Raw genomic sequence first — 16,627 nt, 5'->3', positions numbered from 1 at the left:
TCATGATCGCACCGGCCCAGAGAGGCCGGTGAAGCTTGAACCTATTCGCCTTCGCCCATGCCCTCGGTGCCGGTCTCGCTTGAAGCCACGTCTTCGGCCTCTTCGTCCGACTGCGGTTCCGAAATCCGCTCCACCGATACAACCTTCTCGCCTTCGGCCGTGTTGAAGATCGTCACGCCCTTAGTGGCCCGGCTGGCGAAGCGTATGCCGTTGACCGGCACGCGGATGACCGTGCCGCCGTCCGAAACCAGCATGATCTGATCGTCATTGCCGACCGGGAACGTCGCGACCAGCCGGCCGATCTCGGCTACCTTCGACACATCGGTGGCGCGGATACCTTTGCCGCCGCGGCCCGTCAGCCGGAAATCGTAGGACGACGAGCGCTTGCCGTAGCCATATTCGGTCACCGTGAGCACAAGCTTCTCATGCGCCTTGAGGAACTCGTAGCGCTCCTCGGAAAGCTCGGCTTCCTCGCCGATTTCCTCATTGGTGAGCGCGATCTCCTCCTCCTCGCCGGCTCCGCCGGCGGCAAGCCTGCGCTCCGCCGCGGCGCGCTTCAGATAGGCCGCGCGCTCTGCGGGCGACGCATCGACGTTCTCGATGATGGACATCGAGATGATGCGGTCGGTCTCGGCCATGGTTATGCCGCGCACGCCGACGGAATTGCGGCTCTGGAACACACGCACATCGGAGACCCGGAAACGGATGCACTGGCCGGAATTCGCTGTCAGAAGCACATCGTCATTGTCGGTGCAGGTCTCGACGCCGAGGATCTCGTCGCCCTCTTCCTCCAGCTTCATGGCGATCTTGCCATTGCGGTTGACCTGGACGAAGTCGGACAGCTTGTTGCGGCGCACGGTGCCACGCGTGGTCGCGAACATCACATCGAGCTCGCCCCAGCTGGTTTCGTCCTCCGGCAGCGGCATGATCGTCGTGATGCGCTCGCCCTGCTCGAGCGGCAGCATGTTGATCAGCGCCTTGCCGCGCGATTGCGGGTTACCGATCGGCAGCCGCCAGACCTTTTCCTTGTAGACGATGCCGCGCGATGAGAAGAACAGCACCGGCGTGTGCGTGTTGGCGACGAACAGGCGGGTGACGAAATCCTCTTCCTTGGTCGACATGCCGGAGCGGCCTTTGCCGCCACGGCGCTGCGCCCGGTAGAGTGACAGCGGCACGCGCTTGATGTAGCCGGAATGGCTGACGGTGACGACCATGTCCTCGCGCTGGATCAGGTCCTCGTCTTCCATATCCGAACCGCCGTCGGTCAGCTCGGTGCGGCGCGGTGTGCCGAACTCGTCGCGGACCGCGACCAGCTCGTGCTTGACGATCTGCTGGATGCGCGCGCGCGATGACAAAATATCAAGGAAATCGACGATTTCAGCGCCGATCTGGTTCAATTCGTCGGCGATCTCGTCGCGGCCGAGCGCGGTCAGGCGCTGCAGGCGCAGGTCAAGAATGGCGCGCGCCTGTTCCTCGGACAGATTATAGGTGCCGTCCTCGTTGATGCGATGGCGCGGATCGTCGATCAGCTGGATCAGCGGAGCGACGTCGTGTGACGGCCAGCGCCGCTCCATCAACTGCTCGCGCGCCGTCTGCGGATCCGGCGCGGTGCGGATCAGCTTGATCACCTCGTCGATATTAGCGACCGCAATCGCCAGCCCGACCAACACATGCGCCCGCTCGCGCGCCTTGCGCAGCAGATATTTCGTGCGACGGCTGACGACTTCCTCGCGGAAGCCGACAAAGGCCTTCAGCATGTCGATCAGCGTCAGCACTTCCGGCTTGCCGCCGTTGAGCGCCACCATATTGGCGCCGAACGAGGTTTGCAGCGGCGTGAAACGGTAGAGCTGATTGAGGACAACGTCGGCTACGGCGTCGCGCTTCAACTCCACGACGACGCGGTAGCCCTGGCGGTCGCTCTCGTCGCGGATGTCGGAAATGCCCTCGATGCGCTTGTCGCGCACCAGCTCGGCCATCTTCTCGATCATCGAGGCCTTGTTCACCTGATAAGGAATCTCGGTGACGACGATGGATTCGCGGTCATTGCCGCGCTGCTCGATCTCGACGCGGCCGCGCATGACGATCGAACCGCGGCCCGTCGAATAGGCATTGTAGATGCCCGAACGGCCAAGCACGATGCCGCCGGTTGGGAAATCCGGACCGGGCACGATCTCCATCAGCGCCGTCAGGTCGATCGCCGGATTGTCGATAAGAGCGATGACGCCGTTACAGACTTCGACGAGATTGTGCGGTGGAATGTTGGTGGCCATGCCGACGGCGATACCGCCGGAGCCGTTGACCAGAAGGTTCGGGAAACGGGCCGGCAGTACCTTGGGCTCGCTGCCGGACGCATCATAAGTATCCTGAAAATCGACGGTTTCCTTGTCGATGTCCTCCAAGAGCTCATGCGCGACCTTGGTGAGCCTGGACTCGGTGTAGCGCATCGCCGCCGGCGGATCGCCGTCGATCGAGCCGAAATTGCCCTGACCGTCGATCAGCGGCACGCGCAGCGACCAGTCCTGCGCCATGCGCACCAGCGCGTCATAGATCGAGGCATCGCCATGCGGATGGTATTTACCCATCACGTCGGCGACCGGGCGGGCCGATTTCACATATTTGCGGTTCCAGTGGTAGCCGCTCTCATGCGAGGCATAGAGGATGCGGCGATGCACCGGCTTCAGGCCGTCGCGCACGTCGGGCAGCGCACGGCTGACGATCACGCTCATGGCGTAATCGAGATAGGAGCGCTGCATCTCCTCGATGATCGAAATCGGCTCGATGCCGGTGGGGCCGCCGTCCGGCCCGCGCGGTGTCTTCTGGTCGGTCAAATCAGGTCACAATCCAGTCGGGAATCACTCACCGCTTATATAGGAAGCCTCGCCGAAACTCCAATGTTGGCCGGACTTTTCCAGAGACAATTTTGATGGCAATTTCAAATGGATATCGCTGATTGCGACGATATGGCCAAGGTCGATTTCGCTTCAGCCGGCGTCAGCGCCCTCAGGTCCGTCTGGCGCGATAGGCGCCGGGAGCTTGTCCCATCTCGCGCCGGAACCGGCGGTTGAAGGTCGACAGATCGTTAAAGCCGGCATCGAAGGCGATCGCCGAGATCGCCGCGCCCGAGCTGCGCAGACGCACCGCGGCGCGGTGCAGCCTCGTCCTCAGCAGGAACTGATAGGGCGTCATGCCGGCAACCTGCCGGAACGTGCGCAGGAAGTGAAACGGGCTTGTCGCCACGCCGGCGGCGAGCTTGGTAAGCGACAATGGTCGATCGGCGTTGAGCTCGATCAGCCGCACCGCCTCGGCAACGCGCTTCTGGTCGCGGCGGCTGGGCGCCCGGCCAGCTGTGGAAGTGTCGGCCGCAGCCGTCGCGACCGCCCCGGCCATGCGCAGGCCGAGTTCCTCGAATGCGTCGCCGTCGCCCGCTTCCCGTGCCGCTTCCGCCTCGGCCAGCAGAGGCGCCAGCGCCGGCAAGGGCGGCAGGCGTGGATGGGTAAAGCCGAGCCGTTTCACATCCGGCAGGTCGGCCAGGACGCGCTCCAGATAGGCCGGCGAAAAATGGAAGGAGAGGCAGCGGTCGCCGGCGCCGTGCTCATGCCCGCATTCATAGCACGCGCCGGGATTGCCGAGCAGGATGGCGCCCGGCGCCAGCATCGCCGTCCCCTGGCGCGTGCGGTAGCGGAACGCGCCCCTGGTCACGGCGGCGACGCAAAAGCTGCAATGCTCTTCCTCGAACGGCTTGTCGCCGGCGATGGCCGTGCACACCACGTCGGACACCTGCCAGCCATGTCCGGAAGCCAGAGTCTTCTGCGCGGTCGTCATGGCTGAAAGATAGCAATTTTTCCCAAGCGCAGAACCCTGCCATACCGCTATTGCTGGCCCTCTCCTGACAAACGAGGCAGCAACAATGACCGATCCCTTTGCCGAGGCCCTGCACAGCGACGGCCCAAAACCGGACCTTGCCGAAAAGCTGAAACTCTATGGCCGCTTCATCGGCGCATGGACGTTCGATGCCACACGCATTCTCGAGGATGGCACAACGCTCACGGGTCGCGGCGAAGTGCATTTCGGCTGGGTTCTCGAAGGCCGCGCCGTGCAGGACGTCTGGATCTTGCCCGCGCGGAACACCGAGGCCCAGACTTCGCTCGGAGCATGGACCTTCTACGGCACCACATTGCGTGTCTACGATCCGGGCGCCGACGCCTGGCACATCTTCTGGAGCGATCCGCGCAACCAGTATTACAGCCGCCAAGTCGGCCACGCCGAGGACGGCACGATCGTCCAGGTCGGTACCGACGGCACCGGCGCGTCTGTGCGCTGGAGCTTTTCACGCATTACCGAAAACTCGTTTCGCTGGCTCGGCGAGCGCTCGCATGATGGCGGCGCGACCTGGCGCATGGAGGTCGAGTTTCTGGCTCGTCGCCTAAATGAACCTCAATAGCGATCGAAAGCCGCAAGGAATTGAAAGTAGCGATCCTTCGCGCCTGCTTTCGCAGCTTCGCACACCATTTCCTTCCCGCTTTCCAGCGCCACGGCTTTGCTCTACCAATTGCAAACCTGGGCTTCGCCCGGCGGGAGGGGACCAGCGATGCCGAGTTTCGACAGCCTGTTCAACGCCTTCGTCACCATCCTGGTGACCATCGACCCGCCGGGACTGGCGCCGCTGTTCCTTGCCGTGACGCGCGGCATGAATCGTGACGAGCGCCAGCAGGTTTCGGTCCGCGCCTCGGTGATCGGCTTCCTGGTCATGGCGCTGTTTGCGATTGCCGGCGCCTCGATCCTGTCGGTGTTCGGCATAACGCTGCCGGCCTTTCGCGTCGCCGGCGGCTTCCTCTTGTTCTTCATCGCCTTCGAAATGGTGTTCGAGCGCCGCCAGGACCGTAAGGAGAAGATCGGCGACGTCGCCGTCACCAAGGACATGATTCACAACATAGCCGCCTTCCCGCTGGCAATCCCGCTGATCGCCGGTCCGGGCGCCATCTCGGCAACCGTGCTGCTGTCGGGCTCCTTCCAGGGTTTTGGCGCACAGGCCGCGCTGGTCGGCATCATAGCGATCTGTCTGGTGATCACCTTTCTGGTTTTCGTGCTGTCCGAGCGTATCGACCGCATCCTCGGCCAGACCGGCCGCTCGATCCTGACCCGTCTGCTCGGCGTCATCCTCGCGGCGCTAGCCGTTCAGTTCGTGGCGGACGGCATCAAGGCGCTGATGGCCGCTTGAACAAGTATCGTACTGCCTACTGCCTACTGCCTACTGCCTACTGCCTCACTTCGCCGCCGTCTCGACCACCTCGAAATCATGCGTGATGGTCGCCGTCTTGGCCATCATGGCTGAAGCCGAGCAGTATTTTTCGATCGACAGATCGATCGCGCGTTTCACTTTGTCGTGCGACAGGGCTCTGCCCTTGACGATGAAATGCATGTGGATGTGGGTGAACACCTTTGGATCGGCTTCGGCTCGGTCGGCGTCGAGCTCGACCACGCAATCCTCGACCGCCTCCCGGCCCTTCTCGAGGATGTGCACGACATCATAGGCCGAGCAGCCGCCGGTGCCGATCAGCACCAGTTCCATCGGGCTCGGTCCCGGCGTCTTGCCTTCCGGCCTGTGCGCCGTGCCCAGCACGACCTTGTGGCCGCTGCCGGACTCGCCGACGAAGGTGCGTTCCTCGACCCATTTGATGCGTGCTTTCACGTTGACCTTCCTTGAGAAATTGCCGTCCGCCAAGGCGTGTTGATATTCAGGTCAGGCCGGCCTCACCTGAATATCAACACGCCTTACTGGCCGAACACAACGGCGTGCATGATCCGGCCGGGCAGCAGCGTGAAGATGCCGGCGCCGACCAGCGCGAACAGATAGAGCTTGATCATGGCGCCGCGATGCGCTGTTACCTTATGCGTGTGGGCATACCAAGCCGCCAGCGGCACGGTGACCAGCACCAGGATCGACAACAGATGGATCGGGCTGAACGGACCGACGAGCCGGATCTGCTGGATCCAGAAGCTCGATATGGCGATGACCAGCATCAACGCCACCCAGCTGTAGCCCAGCACACGATGACGCACAGTACCTTTCGGCAGCGCTAGCTGGGCGCCGCCGATGGCCAAAGCGGCGAAGGCCGCGAATGCATGCCATGGAATGGGAGGCGGCGCCGACAGAAGCGGTCCGAGCGACATCACGCCTTCCCCTTAGACGGCCGTTTCGAGACGCTTAGAACGGGATCTCGTCGTCCAGCTCGCGTGACGAGCCGCCGCCACCGCCGCCCCTGGAGCCGCCACTGCCGCGGTTGAAGCTTTCATTCGGGCTGGACTGGCCGAAATCCGATCCTCGGCTGTTGCCGCCGCCGGAATAATTGCCGACCTGGCCGCCGCCGCCCTCGCCGCGCGCGTCGAGCATCTGCAACTCGCCTCGGAATTTCTGCAGCACGACTTCGGTGGTGTATTTGTCGGCACCGGTCTGGTCCTGCCATTTGCGGGTCTGCAGCTGACCCTCGACATAGACCTTCATGCCCTTCTTCAAATACTGCTCGGCCACCTTGGCGAGCTGGTCGTTGAAAATGACGACGTTATGCCACTCGGTTTTTTCCTTACGCTCGCCCGAGTTCTTGTCGCGCCAGCTTTCCGACGTGGCGATGCGAATGTTGACGACCGGATCACCGGAATTCAGGCGGCGGATTTCGGGATCCGCTCCGAGATTGCCGACCAGAATGACCTTGTTGACGCTACCCGCCATCTTACTTCTCCGCGCTCATCCGAAACAAATTTCAAGTCGCTCACCTTATAGCCTGCGGGTCGTCGCCGCCCGCAAAAGGCTGGCTTTTCCCACAAGGTTTTTGTTCTCTTTTCGTTCTAGTCATAGCTGCACTTTCTGTCAAGGAATGTCAGCAAAGGCAGGAGTGGACGTGCATTTTGATATGGCGATCAAATAGAAGCTTGCCAAATCGATAAGTATCGACTTATGCTTCTGTCATGATCGAAGCAGAGATTTTCCGCGCTCTGGCCGACCCGACGCGACGCGCGGTTTACGAGCGGCTGACCGCTGGCGAGATGAGCGTGAGCGAGCTGCGCGCCGGCATGAGGGTGTCCCAGCCGGCGGTCTCGCAGCACCTTGCCGTATTGCGCGGCGCCGGCCTGGTGGTCGAGCGGCGCGCCGGCCGCAACGCATATTATCGCGCCGATCCGCAAGGGCTCGACCCGCTGCTCGGCTGGATCGAACGCTACCGCGCCTTCTGGCCGGAACGCATCGAGAAGTTGAAGACGGTTCTGAAGGGAATGGACCAATGACGGCAACCGAAAACCCGATTGTCAACGAAGCGCCGCTCAGCTTCGAATGCGACCTCCCTGAGCCGCCGGAAAAGGTCTGGCGGGCGCTGACCGAGCCGGAACTGCTCGCCGCCTGGATGATGCCGAACGACATCAAGCCGGAAGCCGGCAGCCGCTTCGCCTTTGCCGGACCGGATGCGCCGATCGAATGCGAGGTGCTCGAGGCCGAGCCCGGCAGGCTGCTGCGCTATTCCTGGCGCGAAAGACCTGGTGCTGACGACGGCGGGCTTCCACCCTTCGACAGTGTCGTCACCTTCACGCTTGCCGGCACGGCCTCGGGCGGCACACATCTCAGCATCGTGCATGACGGCTTCGTGCCGGTCGCACAGCCTCTTATCGCTGTTTCCGGGGCCGGCTGCGGGCTTTCGCTCGACGCGCGCAAGAACCCGACCGCCGCCAATGCGCCCTGCATGATGCTGCGCGCGGCCTGATCAAAAAGAGGACCGAGGAAACCCGTCATGAGCATTGCCAATCTGGTGCCGATGGTCATCGAGCAATCGAGCCGCGGCGAGCGTTCCTTCGACATTTTTTCGCGGCTGCTGCGCGAGCGCATCGTCTTCATCAACGGCGAGATCAACGACAACGTCTCGGCGCTGGTCTGCGCGCAGCTTCTGTCGCTGGAGTCCGACCACCCCGACAAGGAGATCTCGCTCTACATCAACTCGCCGGGCGGCATGGTGACCAGTGGCTTCGCCATCTACGACACGATGCAGTACATCTCCTGCCCGGTGTCCACGGTCTGCATGGGCTTTGCCGCCTCGATGGGCTCCTTCCTGCTGATGGCCGGCGCGCCGGGGCGGCGGATCGCGCTGCCCAACACAAGGATCGTGCTGCATCAGCCGCTGGGCGGCTTTCAGGGCCAGGCCTCAGACATCCAGCGCCATGCCGAGGACATCGTGCGTACCAAGCAGCATATGACCGAGCTCTACGCCAAGCATTGCGGCCGGACCTACGAGGAGGTCGAGCGCACGCTCGATCGCGATTACTTCATGAGCGCCGCGGAAGCCAAGACTTGGGGCCTTGTCGACCACGTCTACGACACGCGCAAGAAAGCGGCCTGACGTTGCGGGCAGGCGCGCGGCAAATTGATCGCCGCGCGTCTGGCATTGCCCTAGCCGCGTCCCTATAGTCCGCGCATGGTCGATCCGTTCCAATCCAGGCACTTGTGCGTTGCCCTCGCCGCGCTTGCCGGCGCGCTGGTGGCCGGCGCCGCCCTTGCCGACGACAGTTCGGCGCAGAAACTGCCTGGCGTCAGCGGCGACTACCGCATCGCCAAGCCGGCGCCGCAGCCGGAACCAGACGCGCTACCGGCCGGCAGCGACGGTTCCTTCAAGATCGGCGACACCGATGTCAGGATCGGTGGCAGCATAACGATCGATATGGCCACGGGCGGCGCTCGGATCCCGAACCATTGATTGCGAGCGGGTCAAACGCGAACACCACAAAATGTAAGCCCCGCCACTGCTTCCGCAGGTGGACGGGGCTTTCATGGATCTGATAATCCAATTTTAGCCGGGAGTGGACTGCCGGCGTTCTGTTTCGGATGCAACGCGGCGTTCAGCCGACGATCCGACTATCGTCTCTGATTGTTAAGAATCGGCAAGTCACGGTTTGTCGGGCCGGCGTTTCAAGTCTGCCCTGGCACTTATGCCCGCCGCGGCTCCATCTCAGTGTGGAGCCTCAAGGGACTGTCCGGTGGCGTCATGCTCCGCTCCTGGGTCCGTTGCGACAATGTCGTTCGAAGCGCAAATCGCTATCGCCTGCGGCGTCTCGCAGACCGCCTATTGGGCGGCGAGGCCATCGAAAGACGGCCGGCTTCGTTGACGCGTTTGAGACTGCTCCCCTGGGCCCGGGACGTCAACCGTTGAATAGTCGGTTACCGAAAAATGTGATCGTCTGGAGGTTACGTGCAGGTAAGTCGAGTGCTTCGGCACACCCAACGGCGCGTAGCTCGGCCGCGATTGTTTCCACAACGCTTGGACAATTGTTCTCACAACGTTTGAGCGATTGTTTCCACAACGCTTTGTCAGGAGCGTGTTCGACCTTTGTTCTTTCCGCTTGCCCGGTCGCGCGAAAGACGGTTAAACCCATGATCGGCTTGTCCCGTCGAGATTGTGGCGTCTCTCGACGTGGCGGTGAAAATACCTACATAGGGGATGGCCGGGACAATCCCGCCAATCCAGCAAATTCCAGATCTGAGGCGGCGACCGGCGATGGCCGACCATAAATACCTTTCCATTCGCGGGGCGCGCGAACACAATCTCAAGAACGTGGATCTCGACCTGCCGCGCGACAGCCTGATCGTCATGACCGGATTGTCGGGATCCGGCAAGTCGTCGCTTGCCTTCGACACCATCTATGCCGAGGGCCAGCGCCGCTACGTCGAAAGCCTGTCGGCCTATGCCCGCCAGTTCCTCGAGATGATGCAGAAGCCGGACGTCGACCAGATCGACGGCCTGTCGCCCGCCATCTCGATCGAGCAGAAGACCACATCGCGCAACCCGCGCTCGACCGTCGGCACCGTCACCGAAATCTACGACTACATGCGCCTGCTGTTCGCGCGTGTCGGCATCCCCTATTCGCCGGCCACCGGCCTGCCGATCGAAAGCCAGACGGTTTCGCAGATGGTCGACCGCGTGCTGGCGCTGGACGAGGGCACGCGCCTGTTCCTGCTGGCCCCGATTGTGCGCGGCCGCAAGGGCGAGTACCGCAAGGAACTGCTGGAACTGCAGAAGAAGGGCTTCCAGCGCGTCAAGGTCGACGGCGTCTTCTACGAGATCGCCGACGTGCCGGCGCTCGACAAGAAATACAAGCACGACATCGACGTCGTCGTCGACCGCATCGTCGTGCGCGGCGATCTGGCCACGCGTCTCGCGGACTCGATCGAGACAGCGCTGAAGCTTGCCGAAGGTCTTGCCGTGGCCGAATTCGCCGACAAGCCGCTCGACGCCAGCCAGACCGGCGAGGATTCGGTCAACAAGTCGAAGAACGAGACGCATGAGCGCATCCTGTTCTCGGAGAAATTCGCCTGCCCGGTGTCTGGCTTCACCATTCCGGAGATCGAGCCCAGGCTGTTCTCCTTCAACAACCCGTTCGGCGCCTGCCCGACCTGCGACGGCCTCGGCAGCCAGCGCGCCATCGATCCCAACCTCGTCGTGCCGGACGAGAACGTGTCGCTGCGCGACGGCGCCATCAGCCCGTGGGCGAAATCGACCTCGCCCTATTACGCGCAGACGCTGGAAGCGCTGGGCAAGGTCTATGGTTTCAAGCTCGGCGACAAGTTCAAGGATCTGAGCGCCGAGGCCAAAGAAGCCGTGTTGCGCGGCACGGGCGAGCGCGAGATCACCTTCCAGTATGATGACGGCCTGCGCTCCTACAAGACGACCAAGACCTTCGAGGGCGTCATCCCCAATCTCGACCGACGCTGGAAGGAAACTGAATCCGCCTGGATGCGCGAGGAGATCGAGCGCTTCATGTCGGCCACCCCCTGCCCCGCCTGCAACGGCTACCGTCTGAAGCCGGAAGCGCTGGCGGTGAAGATCGGCGGCAAGCATATCGGCGAAGTCACCGAGATGTCGATCCGCAAGGCCGACCAGTGGTTCACCGACCTGCCGGCGCAGTTGAATGACAAGCAGAACGAGATCGCGGTCCGCGTGCTGAAGGAAATCCGCGAGCGGCTGCGCTTCCTCAACGATGTCGGCCTCGACTATCTGACCTTGTCGCGCAATTCCGGCACGCTGTCGGGCGGCGAGAGCCAGCGCATCCGGCTCGCTTCGCAGATCGGCTCCGGCCTCACCGGCGTGCTCTATGTGCTGGACGAGCCGTCGATCGGCCTGCATCAGCGCGACAATGCGCGCCTGCTCGATACGCTGAAGCACCTCCGCGACATCGGCAACACGGTGATCGTCGTCGAGCATGACGAGGACGCCATCCTGCATGCCGACTATGTCGTCGACATCGGCCCGGCGGCCGGCATCCATGGCGGCCAGATCATCGCGCAAGGCACGCCGCAGCAGATCATGGCCACACCTGCCTCGATCACCGGCAAATATTTGTCGGGCGAGCTCGAAGTGGCAACGCCCGCAGTGCGGCGCGAGGCGAAGAAGAACCGGCGCATCAAGGTGGTCGGCGCGCGCGGCAACAATCTGAAGAATGTGACGGCGGAAATCCCGCTTGGCACCTTCACCGCGGTCACCGGCGTGTCCGGCGGCGGCAAATCGACCTTCCTGATCGAGACGCTGTTCAAGGCGGCCTCGCGCCGCATCATGGGCTCGCGCGAGCATCCGGCCGAGCACGACCGCATCGAGGGCCTGGAATTCCTCGACAAGGTCATCGACATCGACCAGTCGCCGATCGGCCGCACGCCGCGCTCCAACCCCGCGACTTATACCGGCGCCTTCACGCCGATCCGCGACTGGTTCGCCGGCCTCCCCGAAGCCAAGGCGCGCGGCTATCAGCCGGGCCGCTTCTCCTTCAACGTCAAGGGCGGCCGCTGCGAGGCCTGCCAGGGCGACGGCGTCATCAAGATCGAGATGCACTTCCTGCCCGATGTCTATGTTACCTGCGACGTCTGCCACGGCAAGCGCTACAACCGCGAGACGCTCGACGTGCTGTTCAAGGGCAAGTCGATCGCCGACGTGCTCGACATGACGGTCGAGGAGGGCGTCGACTTCTTCTCGGCGGTGCCCGGTGTACGCGACAAGCTGGAGACGCTGAAGCAGGTCGGCCTCGGCTATATCCATATTGGCCAGCAGGCGACGACGCTCTCGGGCGGCGAGGCGCAGCGCATCAAGCTTGCCAAGGAATTGTCGCGCAAGGCGACCGGCAAGACGCTCTACATCCTCGACGAGCCGACCACCGGCCTGCATTTCCACGACGTCGCCAAGCTGCTCGAAGTGCTGCACGAGCTGGTCGACCAGGGCAACACGGTGGTGGTGATCGAGCACAATCTCGAAGTGATCAAGACCGCCGACTGGGTGCTGGACCTCGGCCCCGAAGGCGGCGACGGCGGCGGCGAGCTGGTGGCGTCCGGCACGCCGGAAGCGATCGTGCGCGAGAAGCGCAGCTACACAGGCCAGTTCCTCAAGGAGCTGCTGGAGCGGCGCCCCGGAGGCAAACGCGAAGCGGCGGAGTGAGCGCGCATTTCGTCGGAAGGGCGCTTGAATGACAATTAGAAGAGCGCTTTCCGGTGATCTTCCGGCCGTTGCCGCGGTGACGACGGCCGCCTATGCGCCCTACACCGCTCTGTTCGGCGCCCCGCCGATTCCGGTGACGGAAGACTACGCGCCGCGCATCGAGCGCGGCGAGGTCTGGCTGCTCGAAGAGGACGGAGGACTGGCCGGGCTGATCGTCCTCGAACGGCATCCCGACCACGCCATGATCTTCAGCGTCGCCGTCGCGCCGGCCTTCCAAGGTAAAAAACTCGGCATCAAACTGCTCAACTTCGCCGACGAGCAGGCGCGGTTGTGGGCCGTACCGGAGGTGCGGCTTTACACCAATTCGCGGATGGAGCGGAACATCGCGCTCTATTCCGCCTACGGCTATCGGGAAACGGGTCGCCGCGCCAACCCACACCGGCCAGGATGGACCCTGGTCGACATGATGAAGTCGGTCGACCGAGCCGCCTGATCACATTTGAACAGAGGAGGACGATAATGAGCCAAGGAAAAATCCGCTCCGGCATGGGCGGCTGGACTTTCGAGCCTTGGGACACCTCCTTCTACCCGGACAAGCTCGCCAAGGCCAAGCAACTCCACTACGCCAGCCGGCAGGTCCCGACCATCGAGGTCAACGGCACTTATTATTCCAGCTTCAAGGAACCGACTTTCGCCAAGTGGGCCAACGAAGCGCCGGAGGGTTTCGTCTTCTCGCTCAAAGGCAACCGCTTCGTCACCAACCGGAGGGTGCTCGGCGAGGCCGGCGAATCGATGATGCGCTTCCTGGGCTCCGGCGTTGCCGCGCTCGGCGAAAAGCTCGGCCCGATTCTGTGGCAGTTCGCGCCGACCAAGAAATTCGACGCGGACGATTTCGAAGCCTTCCTGAAGCTGCTGCCCGAGAAGCAGGACGGTGTGCCTCTGCGTCACGCGCTGGAGGTGCGCCACGACAGCTTCGTCGTGCCGGAGTTTCCAGCGCTCGCCCGAAAATACAACGCCGCGATCGTCTATGCCGATCACGCAAAATATCCGGCGATCGCCGATGTAACCGGCGACTTCGTCTATGCGCGGCTGCAGACCGGCAGCGACGACAACCCCGACTGCTACACGCCGAAAGGCCTCGACGAATGGGCGGGACGCGTGAAGACATGGGCGCAAGGCAAGCAGCCCGCCGACCTGCCGCGCGCCGATCCCAAGACCGATGCGCCGGTCAAGCCGCGCGACGTGTTTGTCTACTTCATCACCGAGGGCAAGGTGCGCGCCCCTTTCGGCGCCATGGCGCTGATGAAGCGGGTGACCGATTGAAGGGGCGAGCTCCGTCGGAACTTGCGGGGCATCTTGACCGTTTTGCCTTTCTCGCCGGGAGCCGGTTTTCACAGCGGTTGAGCTTTCGCGGAACCACGGCCCAGGCACCGGTATCGGGGAGCCCAAAGAAAGCGAGGTGATATGGCCGTCATCCTCATCGGGGCATTGCTCATTGTCGCCGGCATCGTGTACATGGCCGGCGCGGTCCTCAGGCGCGGGAAACTTAGCGATCCGGCAGCTGCAGCCTCGGATCGCCCGGTGCCAAACCTTACAACGCCTGGCCCGACGCTTGAGCCACGCCGGCGCGGCCTCGGTTTCCTCGGCCTGTCGCAGAACTGGCCGGGTCTGCTGATGATGGGAGTCGGCATCATCCTGCTGTTGTTGGTGGCGGTCCTCTGACGCCGCGGAATTATGGCATCTTCACTGCCTATCGTAACGTAATCGATACTTCCTTACTGCACTAATGGACCTACGTCAGGTTGCGGAAGCCCGGCGGCGGCAAGGACGGGTGCATGCTGCTCGACTACAACTCATTGCTTCTGGCCGTCGGCTTCTCCGCCGCCTGCCTCAGCCTCACCCTGTTCGGAACCTGGCTGACCGCCCGTTCCGACAGGTTCCTGCTGACCTGGGCGACCAGCGTGCTGGTGGTGGTGGCGGAGGTTTTTGTCTATGACGCCTATATCGATGCGCCCGGAACAGCCCTCGGCATCCTGGCGCTGGCGCTGCTGCTGTTCGGCTTCTCGGTGATGCTGGGCGCCGCCCACCAGTTCCGGACCGGCCGCTCGCCGCTGCCGCGCATCACGCTTGGCACTGCCATCTCCTTTGCGCTGGCGTTACCGCCAATGGCGCTCGGCTATGACGGTCTGGGCTTCATGCTTGAGAATTTCCTTGCCGCGCTGCTCCTATTCGGCACCGCGCATGAATATTGGAAGGGTCGCGAGGAGGCACCGGCGCAACTCGTGGGCGTGGCGCTGCTCTATTCTTTGACCGCTGTTTCCTTCGTGCTTTGCGCGGCCGTGCTGGCTTGGGACGGCAAGCTCATCCTCGGCCACGCGCCGAGCAACTGGGCGGAGGATCTGAGCTTGGTCATCGTCATCGCCTCGATGACCGGCATCGGCGCGCTGTCGCTGGCGCTCAACCAGGGGCGGCTCGCGCGCCACCACAAGTATGAGGCCGAAACCGACGTGCTGACCGGGCTGCTCAACCGTCGCGCGTTGTTCGACCTGCACGGCAAGACGCCGGTCAGCGCTTTCACGGCGGTGGTGGTGTTCGACCTCGACGGCTTCAAGGCGATCAACGACCAATTCGGCCACGCCGCCGGCGACGAGGTGCTGAAGGTCTTTGCCCAAGTGCTTTCCGCCGACCTTCGCCCGGACGACTCCGTCGCCCGCATGGGTGGCGAGGAATTTGCCATGGTGTTGAAGCGCACTTTGCCCGAGACAGCCGAGGCGACGGCCGAACGCGTCCGGGCCGCGTTCGCCGCGCGCACGGTCGAGACCGAGACCGGACCGCTGCGCTGCACGGTCAGCGCGGGCTTCGCATTTGGCAGCAGGGATGGCATGAGCTTCGACAAAGTGCTCAGCGCCGCCGACAAGGCGCTCTATGCCGCCAAGCGCGGCGGCCGCAACTGCGTCCTGGATTTTCGCCGCGCCGGTTGAGTTTAGCGCCGCGTGCAAACTCTCAATGGTGTGAGATCACTTCGTTGAAGGCGTCGAGGTCGACGTAGAAAACCTTGGTGATCTCATCCAGGAGATGATCTTCGTCATAGCCTTGCGACATCAGGATGTTGATCGCGGTCATGATGTCGACGCGCTCGGTGAGGCGCCGCTTTTGGTAGTCCTCGACAAAACGTTCCATCGCCGTCCCCTGGCAAGATTCTTTTTGGACGCATTGACCGACAATCACTGCGGGGAAAGCTAGGTGGATTGGCTTGCGTGGAACTTGCGGACGGAGTCCGCGCCTTCCCCCTCATTCGCAACTGATACGGAAAGCGGCCGACTCACCAGGACCAAGAAAAGACTAGCATGCGGTATTCAACGCGCCAGAGCTCGGCCTGGCCAGCGGAGAGAAATGGTGGGGTTGCTGCCGCCTCGCGATGTCGACCGAAGTCGAGCAAACGATTCTAGACTGTCAGAAACTTCCGCACATCCGCCCGGTCGAGGTCTTCTGCAGGACCGGTATGCACGATCTGGCCCCGATCCATGATGTTGACCTCGTCGGCAAGTTCCCGGCAGAAGTCGAGATATTGCTCGACCAGAAGCACGGCAATCCCCGCCTGGTCGCGGAGATACCGGATGGCGCGGCCGATATCCTTGATGATGGACGGCTGGATACCTTCGGTCGGCTCATCGAGCACCAGGAGCTTGGGCCGCATCACCAGCGCGCGGCCGATGGCAAGTTGCTGCTGCTGGCCGCCGGAGAGATCGCCGCCGCGGCGGCCGAGCATCTGCTTCAAGACCGGAAACAGCTCGAAGACATAGGCCGGAATGTTGCGGTCGGCGCGCCTCAACGGCGCGAAGCCGGACTCCAGGTTTTCGCGCACCGTGAGCAGCGGAAAGACTTCCCTGCCCTGCGGCACGAATGCGATGCCCGACCGGGCGCGATCATACGCCGCGCTCCGGTCGAGCGCCTTCCCCTCGAAGGCAACGCTTCCGCTCGTCAGCCGGTGATGGCCGACGATCGATCTCATCAAACTTGTCTTGCCGACGCCATTGCGGCCGAGCACGCAGGTGATCTTGCCGGCGTCGGCTTTCAGCGAAACGCCACGGAGCGCTTGGGCAGCGCCGTAATGCAGCGTGGCATTGGAGACCTCGAGCATGGTCAGCCCCTTCTCCAGCGCTTCAGGAAAGCGA

General features: G+C 63.1%; 18 protein-coding genes. 11 read left to right on the top strand and 7 right to left on the bottom strand.

The genetic code is table 11. The annotated features are described in order from the left end of the window. Window positions 1-41 precede the first annotated feature (41 nt). Together gyrA and CK219_RS03325 are read right to left on the bottom strand one after the other, a co-directional pair. The gene (gene gyrA, locus CK219_RS03330) at window positions 42-2,828 is read right to left on the bottom strand and encodes a DNA gyrase subunit A (protein ID WP_095765296.1); all 2,787 of its coding nucleotides are present in this window, start codon (window positions 2,826-2,828) and stop codon (window positions 42-44) included. Between the two features lie 172 nt (window positions 2,829-3,000). Beyond that, window positions 3,001-3,822: an AraC family transcriptional regulator gene (locus tag CK219_RS03325; protein ID WP_095765295.1), complete on the bottom strand. Its 822-nt coding sequence runs from the start codon at window positions 3,820-3,822 to the stop codon at window positions 3,001-3,003. Between the two features lie 85 nt (window positions 3,823-3,907). On the opposite strand from CK219_RS03325, the gene CK219_RS03320 reads away from it, so the two are divergent. Together CK219_RS03320 and CK219_RS03315 are read left to right on the top strand one after the other, a co-directional pair. Further along, window positions 3,908-4,441: a hypothetical protein gene (locus CK219_RS03320; protein ID WP_095765294.1), complete on the top strand. Its 534-nt coding sequence runs from the start codon at window positions 3,908-3,910 to the stop codon at window positions 4,439-4,441. 147 nt (window positions 4,442-4,588) lie between these two features. After that, complete coding sequence (locus CK219_RS03315; protein WP_095765293.1) at window positions 4,589-5,218, top strand: MarC family protein; 630 nt, start codon at window positions 4,589-4,591, stop codon at window positions 5,216-5,218. Window positions 5,219-5,263: 45 nt separating this feature from the next. Here CK219_RS03315 and CK219_RS03310 read toward each other — a convergent pair whose 3' ends face one another. From CK219_RS03310 to CK219_RS03300, 3 genes are all read right to left on the bottom strand, one after another. Further along, window positions 5,264-5,689 carry an OsmC family protein gene (locus CK219_RS03310; protein WP_095765611.1) on the bottom strand — a complete coding sequence of 142 codons (426 nt, stop codon included), beginning with the start codon at window positions 5,687-5,689 and terminating at the stop codon, window positions 5,264-5,266. Window positions 5,690-5,772: 83 nt separating this feature from the next. After that, entirely contained in the window at window positions 5,773-6,171 is a 399-nt protein-coding gene (locus CK219_RS03305) for a DUF2306 domain-containing protein (protein WP_095765292.1), read from the bottom strand. 34 nt (window positions 6,172-6,205) lie between these two features. Then, a complete protein-coding gene (locus CK219_RS03300) occupies window positions 6,206-6,727 on the bottom strand; it encodes a single-stranded DNA-binding protein (RefSeq protein ID WP_095765291.1) in 522 nt (173 codons plus the stop codon). A 236-nt stretch (window positions 6,728-6,963) separates the two neighbouring features. On the opposite strand from CK219_RS03300, the gene CK219_RS03295 reads away from it, so the two are divergent. The 9 genes from CK219_RS03295 to CK219_RS03255 all read left to right on the top strand — a co-directional run bounded on the left by CK219_RS03295 (window position 6,964) and on the right by CK219_RS03255 (window position 15,433). Continuing rightward, window positions 6,964-7,278: a metalloregulator ArsR/SmtB family transcription factor gene (locus CK219_RS03295; protein WP_095765290.1), complete on the top strand. Its 315-nt coding sequence runs from the start codon at window positions 6,964-6,966 to the stop codon at window positions 7,276-7,278. Further along, the gene (locus tag CK219_RS03290) at window positions 7,275-7,748 is read left to right on the top strand and encodes an SRPBCC domain-containing protein (protein ID WP_095765289.1); all 474 of its coding nucleotides are present in this window, start codon (window positions 7,275-7,277) and stop codon (window positions 7,746-7,748) included. The genes CK219_RS03295 and CK219_RS03290 overlap by 4 nt, the downstream gene beginning before the upstream one ends. 27 nt (window positions 7,749-7,775) lie before the next feature. Further along, a complete protein-coding gene (locus CK219_RS03285) occupies window positions 7,776-8,378 on the top strand; it encodes an ATP-dependent Clp protease proteolytic subunit (protein WP_095765288.1) in 603 nt (200 codons plus the stop codon). 75 nt (window positions 8,379-8,453) lie between these two features. Further along, window positions 8,454-8,732 carry a hypothetical protein gene (locus tag CK219_RS03280; protein WP_095765287.1) on the top strand — a complete coding sequence of 93 codons (279 nt, stop codon included), beginning with the start codon at window positions 8,454-8,456 and terminating at the stop codon, window positions 8,730-8,732. A gap of 798 nt (window positions 8,733-9,530) precedes the next feature. Then, entirely contained in the window at window positions 9,531-12,452 is a 2,922-nt protein-coding gene (gene uvrA, locus CK219_RS03275) for an excinuclease ABC subunit UvrA (RefSeq protein ID WP_095765286.1), read from the top strand. Window positions 12,453-12,480: 28 nt separating this feature from the next. Further along, window positions 12,481-12,945: a GNAT family N-acetyltransferase gene (locus tag CK219_RS03270; RefSeq protein ID WP_095765285.1), complete on the top strand. Its 465-nt coding sequence runs from the start codon at window positions 12,481-12,483 to the stop codon at window positions 12,943-12,945. A 23-nt stretch (window positions 12,946-12,968) separates the two neighbouring features. Next, window positions 12,969-13,775 (top strand): DUF72 domain-containing protein, encoded by an 807-nt coding sequence (locus CK219_RS03265; RefSeq protein ID WP_095765610.1) that lies wholly within the window; start codon window positions 12,969-12,971, stop codon window positions 13,773-13,775. A 141-nt stretch (window positions 13,776-13,916) separates the two neighbouring features. Further along, complete coding sequence (locus tag CK219_RS03260) at window positions 13,917-14,174, top strand: hypothetical protein (protein WP_095765284.1); 258 nt, start codon at window positions 13,917-13,919, stop codon at window positions 14,172-14,174. Between the two features lie 113 nt (window positions 14,175-14,287). Continuing rightward, window positions 14,288-15,433, top strand: coding sequence for a GGDEF domain-containing protein (locus CK219_RS03255; protein ID WP_095765609.1), 1,146 nt, complete (start codon window positions 14,288-14,290; stop codon window positions 15,431-15,433). A 22-nt stretch (window positions 15,434-15,455) separates the two neighbouring features. Here the strand turns inward: CK219_RS03255 and CK219_RS03250 are convergent, their stop codons facing one another. Both CK219_RS03250 and urtE read right to left on the bottom strand, forming a co-directional pair. Then, complete coding sequence (locus tag CK219_RS03250; protein ID WP_095765283.1) at window positions 15,456-15,632, bottom strand: hypothetical protein; 177 nt, start codon at window positions 15,630-15,632, stop codon at window positions 15,456-15,458. 265 nt (window positions 15,633-15,897) lie between these two features. After that, the gene (urtE, locus tag CK219_RS03245) at window positions 15,898-16,593 is read right to left on the bottom strand and encodes an urea ABC transporter ATP-binding subunit UrtE (RefSeq protein ID WP_095765282.1); all 696 of its coding nucleotides are present in this window, start codon (window positions 16,591-16,593) and stop codon (window positions 15,898-15,900) included. Between the last annotated feature and the right edge of the window lie 34 nt (window positions 16,594-16,627).

It is taken from the genome of Mesorhizobium sp. WSM4313 (assembly GCF_002294725.1).
Lineage (GTDB): Bacteria > Pseudomonadota > Alphaproteobacteria > Rhizobiales > Rhizobiaceae > Mesorhizobium.
Note: the sequence above shows the minus strand (reverse complement) of the source record. Positions and strands in the feature narration are given on the sequence as shown.

What these genes read in the sequence shown, in the direction of transcription:
- CK219_RS03325 (WP_095765295.1), bottom strand. Translation starts at nt 3,822, where the DNA reads ATGACGACCGCGCAGAAGACTCTGGCTTCCGGACATGGCTGGCAGGTG.
- CK219_RS03320 (WP_095765294.1), top strand. Translation starts at nt 3,908, where the DNA reads ATGACCGATCCCTTTGCCGAGGCCCTGCACAGCGACGGCCCAAAACCG.
- CK219_RS03315 (WP_095765293.1), top strand. Translation starts at nt 4,589, where the DNA reads ATGCCGAGTTTCGACAGCCTGTTCAACGCCTTCGTCACCATCCTGGTG.
- CK219_RS03305 (WP_095765292.1), bottom strand. Translation starts at nt 6,171, where the DNA reads ATGTCGCTCGGACCGCTTCTGTCGGCGCCGCCTCCCATTCCATGGCAT.
- CK219_RS03300 (WP_095765291.1), bottom strand. Translation starts at nt 6,727, where the DNA reads ATGGCGGGTAGCGTCAACAAGGTCATTCTGGTCGGCAATCTCGGAGCG.
- CK219_RS03295 (WP_095765290.1), top strand. Translation starts at nt 6,964, where the DNA reads ATGATCGAAGCAGAGATTTTCCGCGCTCTGGCCGACCCGACGCGACGC.
- CK219_RS03290 (WP_095765289.1), top strand. Translation starts at nt 7,275, where the DNA reads ATGACGGCAACCGAAAACCCGATTGTCAACGAAGCGCCGCTCAGCTTC.
- CK219_RS03285 (WP_095765288.1), top strand. Translation starts at nt 7,776, where the DNA reads ATGAGCATTGCCAATCTGGTGCCGATGGTCATCGAGCAATCGAGCCGC.
- CK219_RS03280 (WP_095765287.1), top strand. Translation starts at nt 8,454, where the DNA reads ATGGTCGATCCGTTCCAATCCAGGCACTTGTGCGTTGCCCTCGCCGCG.
- uvrA (WP_095765286.1), top strand. Translation starts at nt 9,531, where the DNA reads ATGGCCGACCATAAATACCTTTCCATTCGCGGGGCGCGCGAACACAAT.
- CK219_RS03270 (WP_095765285.1), top strand. Translation starts at nt 12,481, where the DNA reads ATGACAATTAGAAGAGCGCTTTCCGGTGATCTTCCGGCCGTTGCCGCG.
- CK219_RS03260 (WP_095765284.1), top strand. Translation starts at nt 13,917, where the DNA reads ATGGCCGTCATCCTCATCGGGGCATTGCTCATTGTCGCCGGCATCGTG.
- CK219_RS03255 (WP_095765609.1), top strand. Translation starts at nt 14,288, where the DNA reads ATGCTGCTCGACTACAACTCATTGCTTCTGGCCGTCGGCTTCTCCGCC.
- CK219_RS03250 (WP_095765283.1), bottom strand. Translation starts at nt 15,632, where the DNA reads ATGGAACGTTTTGTCGAGGACTACCAAAAGCGGCGCCTCACCGAGCGC.
- urtE (WP_095765282.1), bottom strand. Translation starts at nt 16,593, where the DNA reads ATGCTCGAGGTCTCCAATGCCACGCTGCATTACGGCGCTGCCCAAGCG.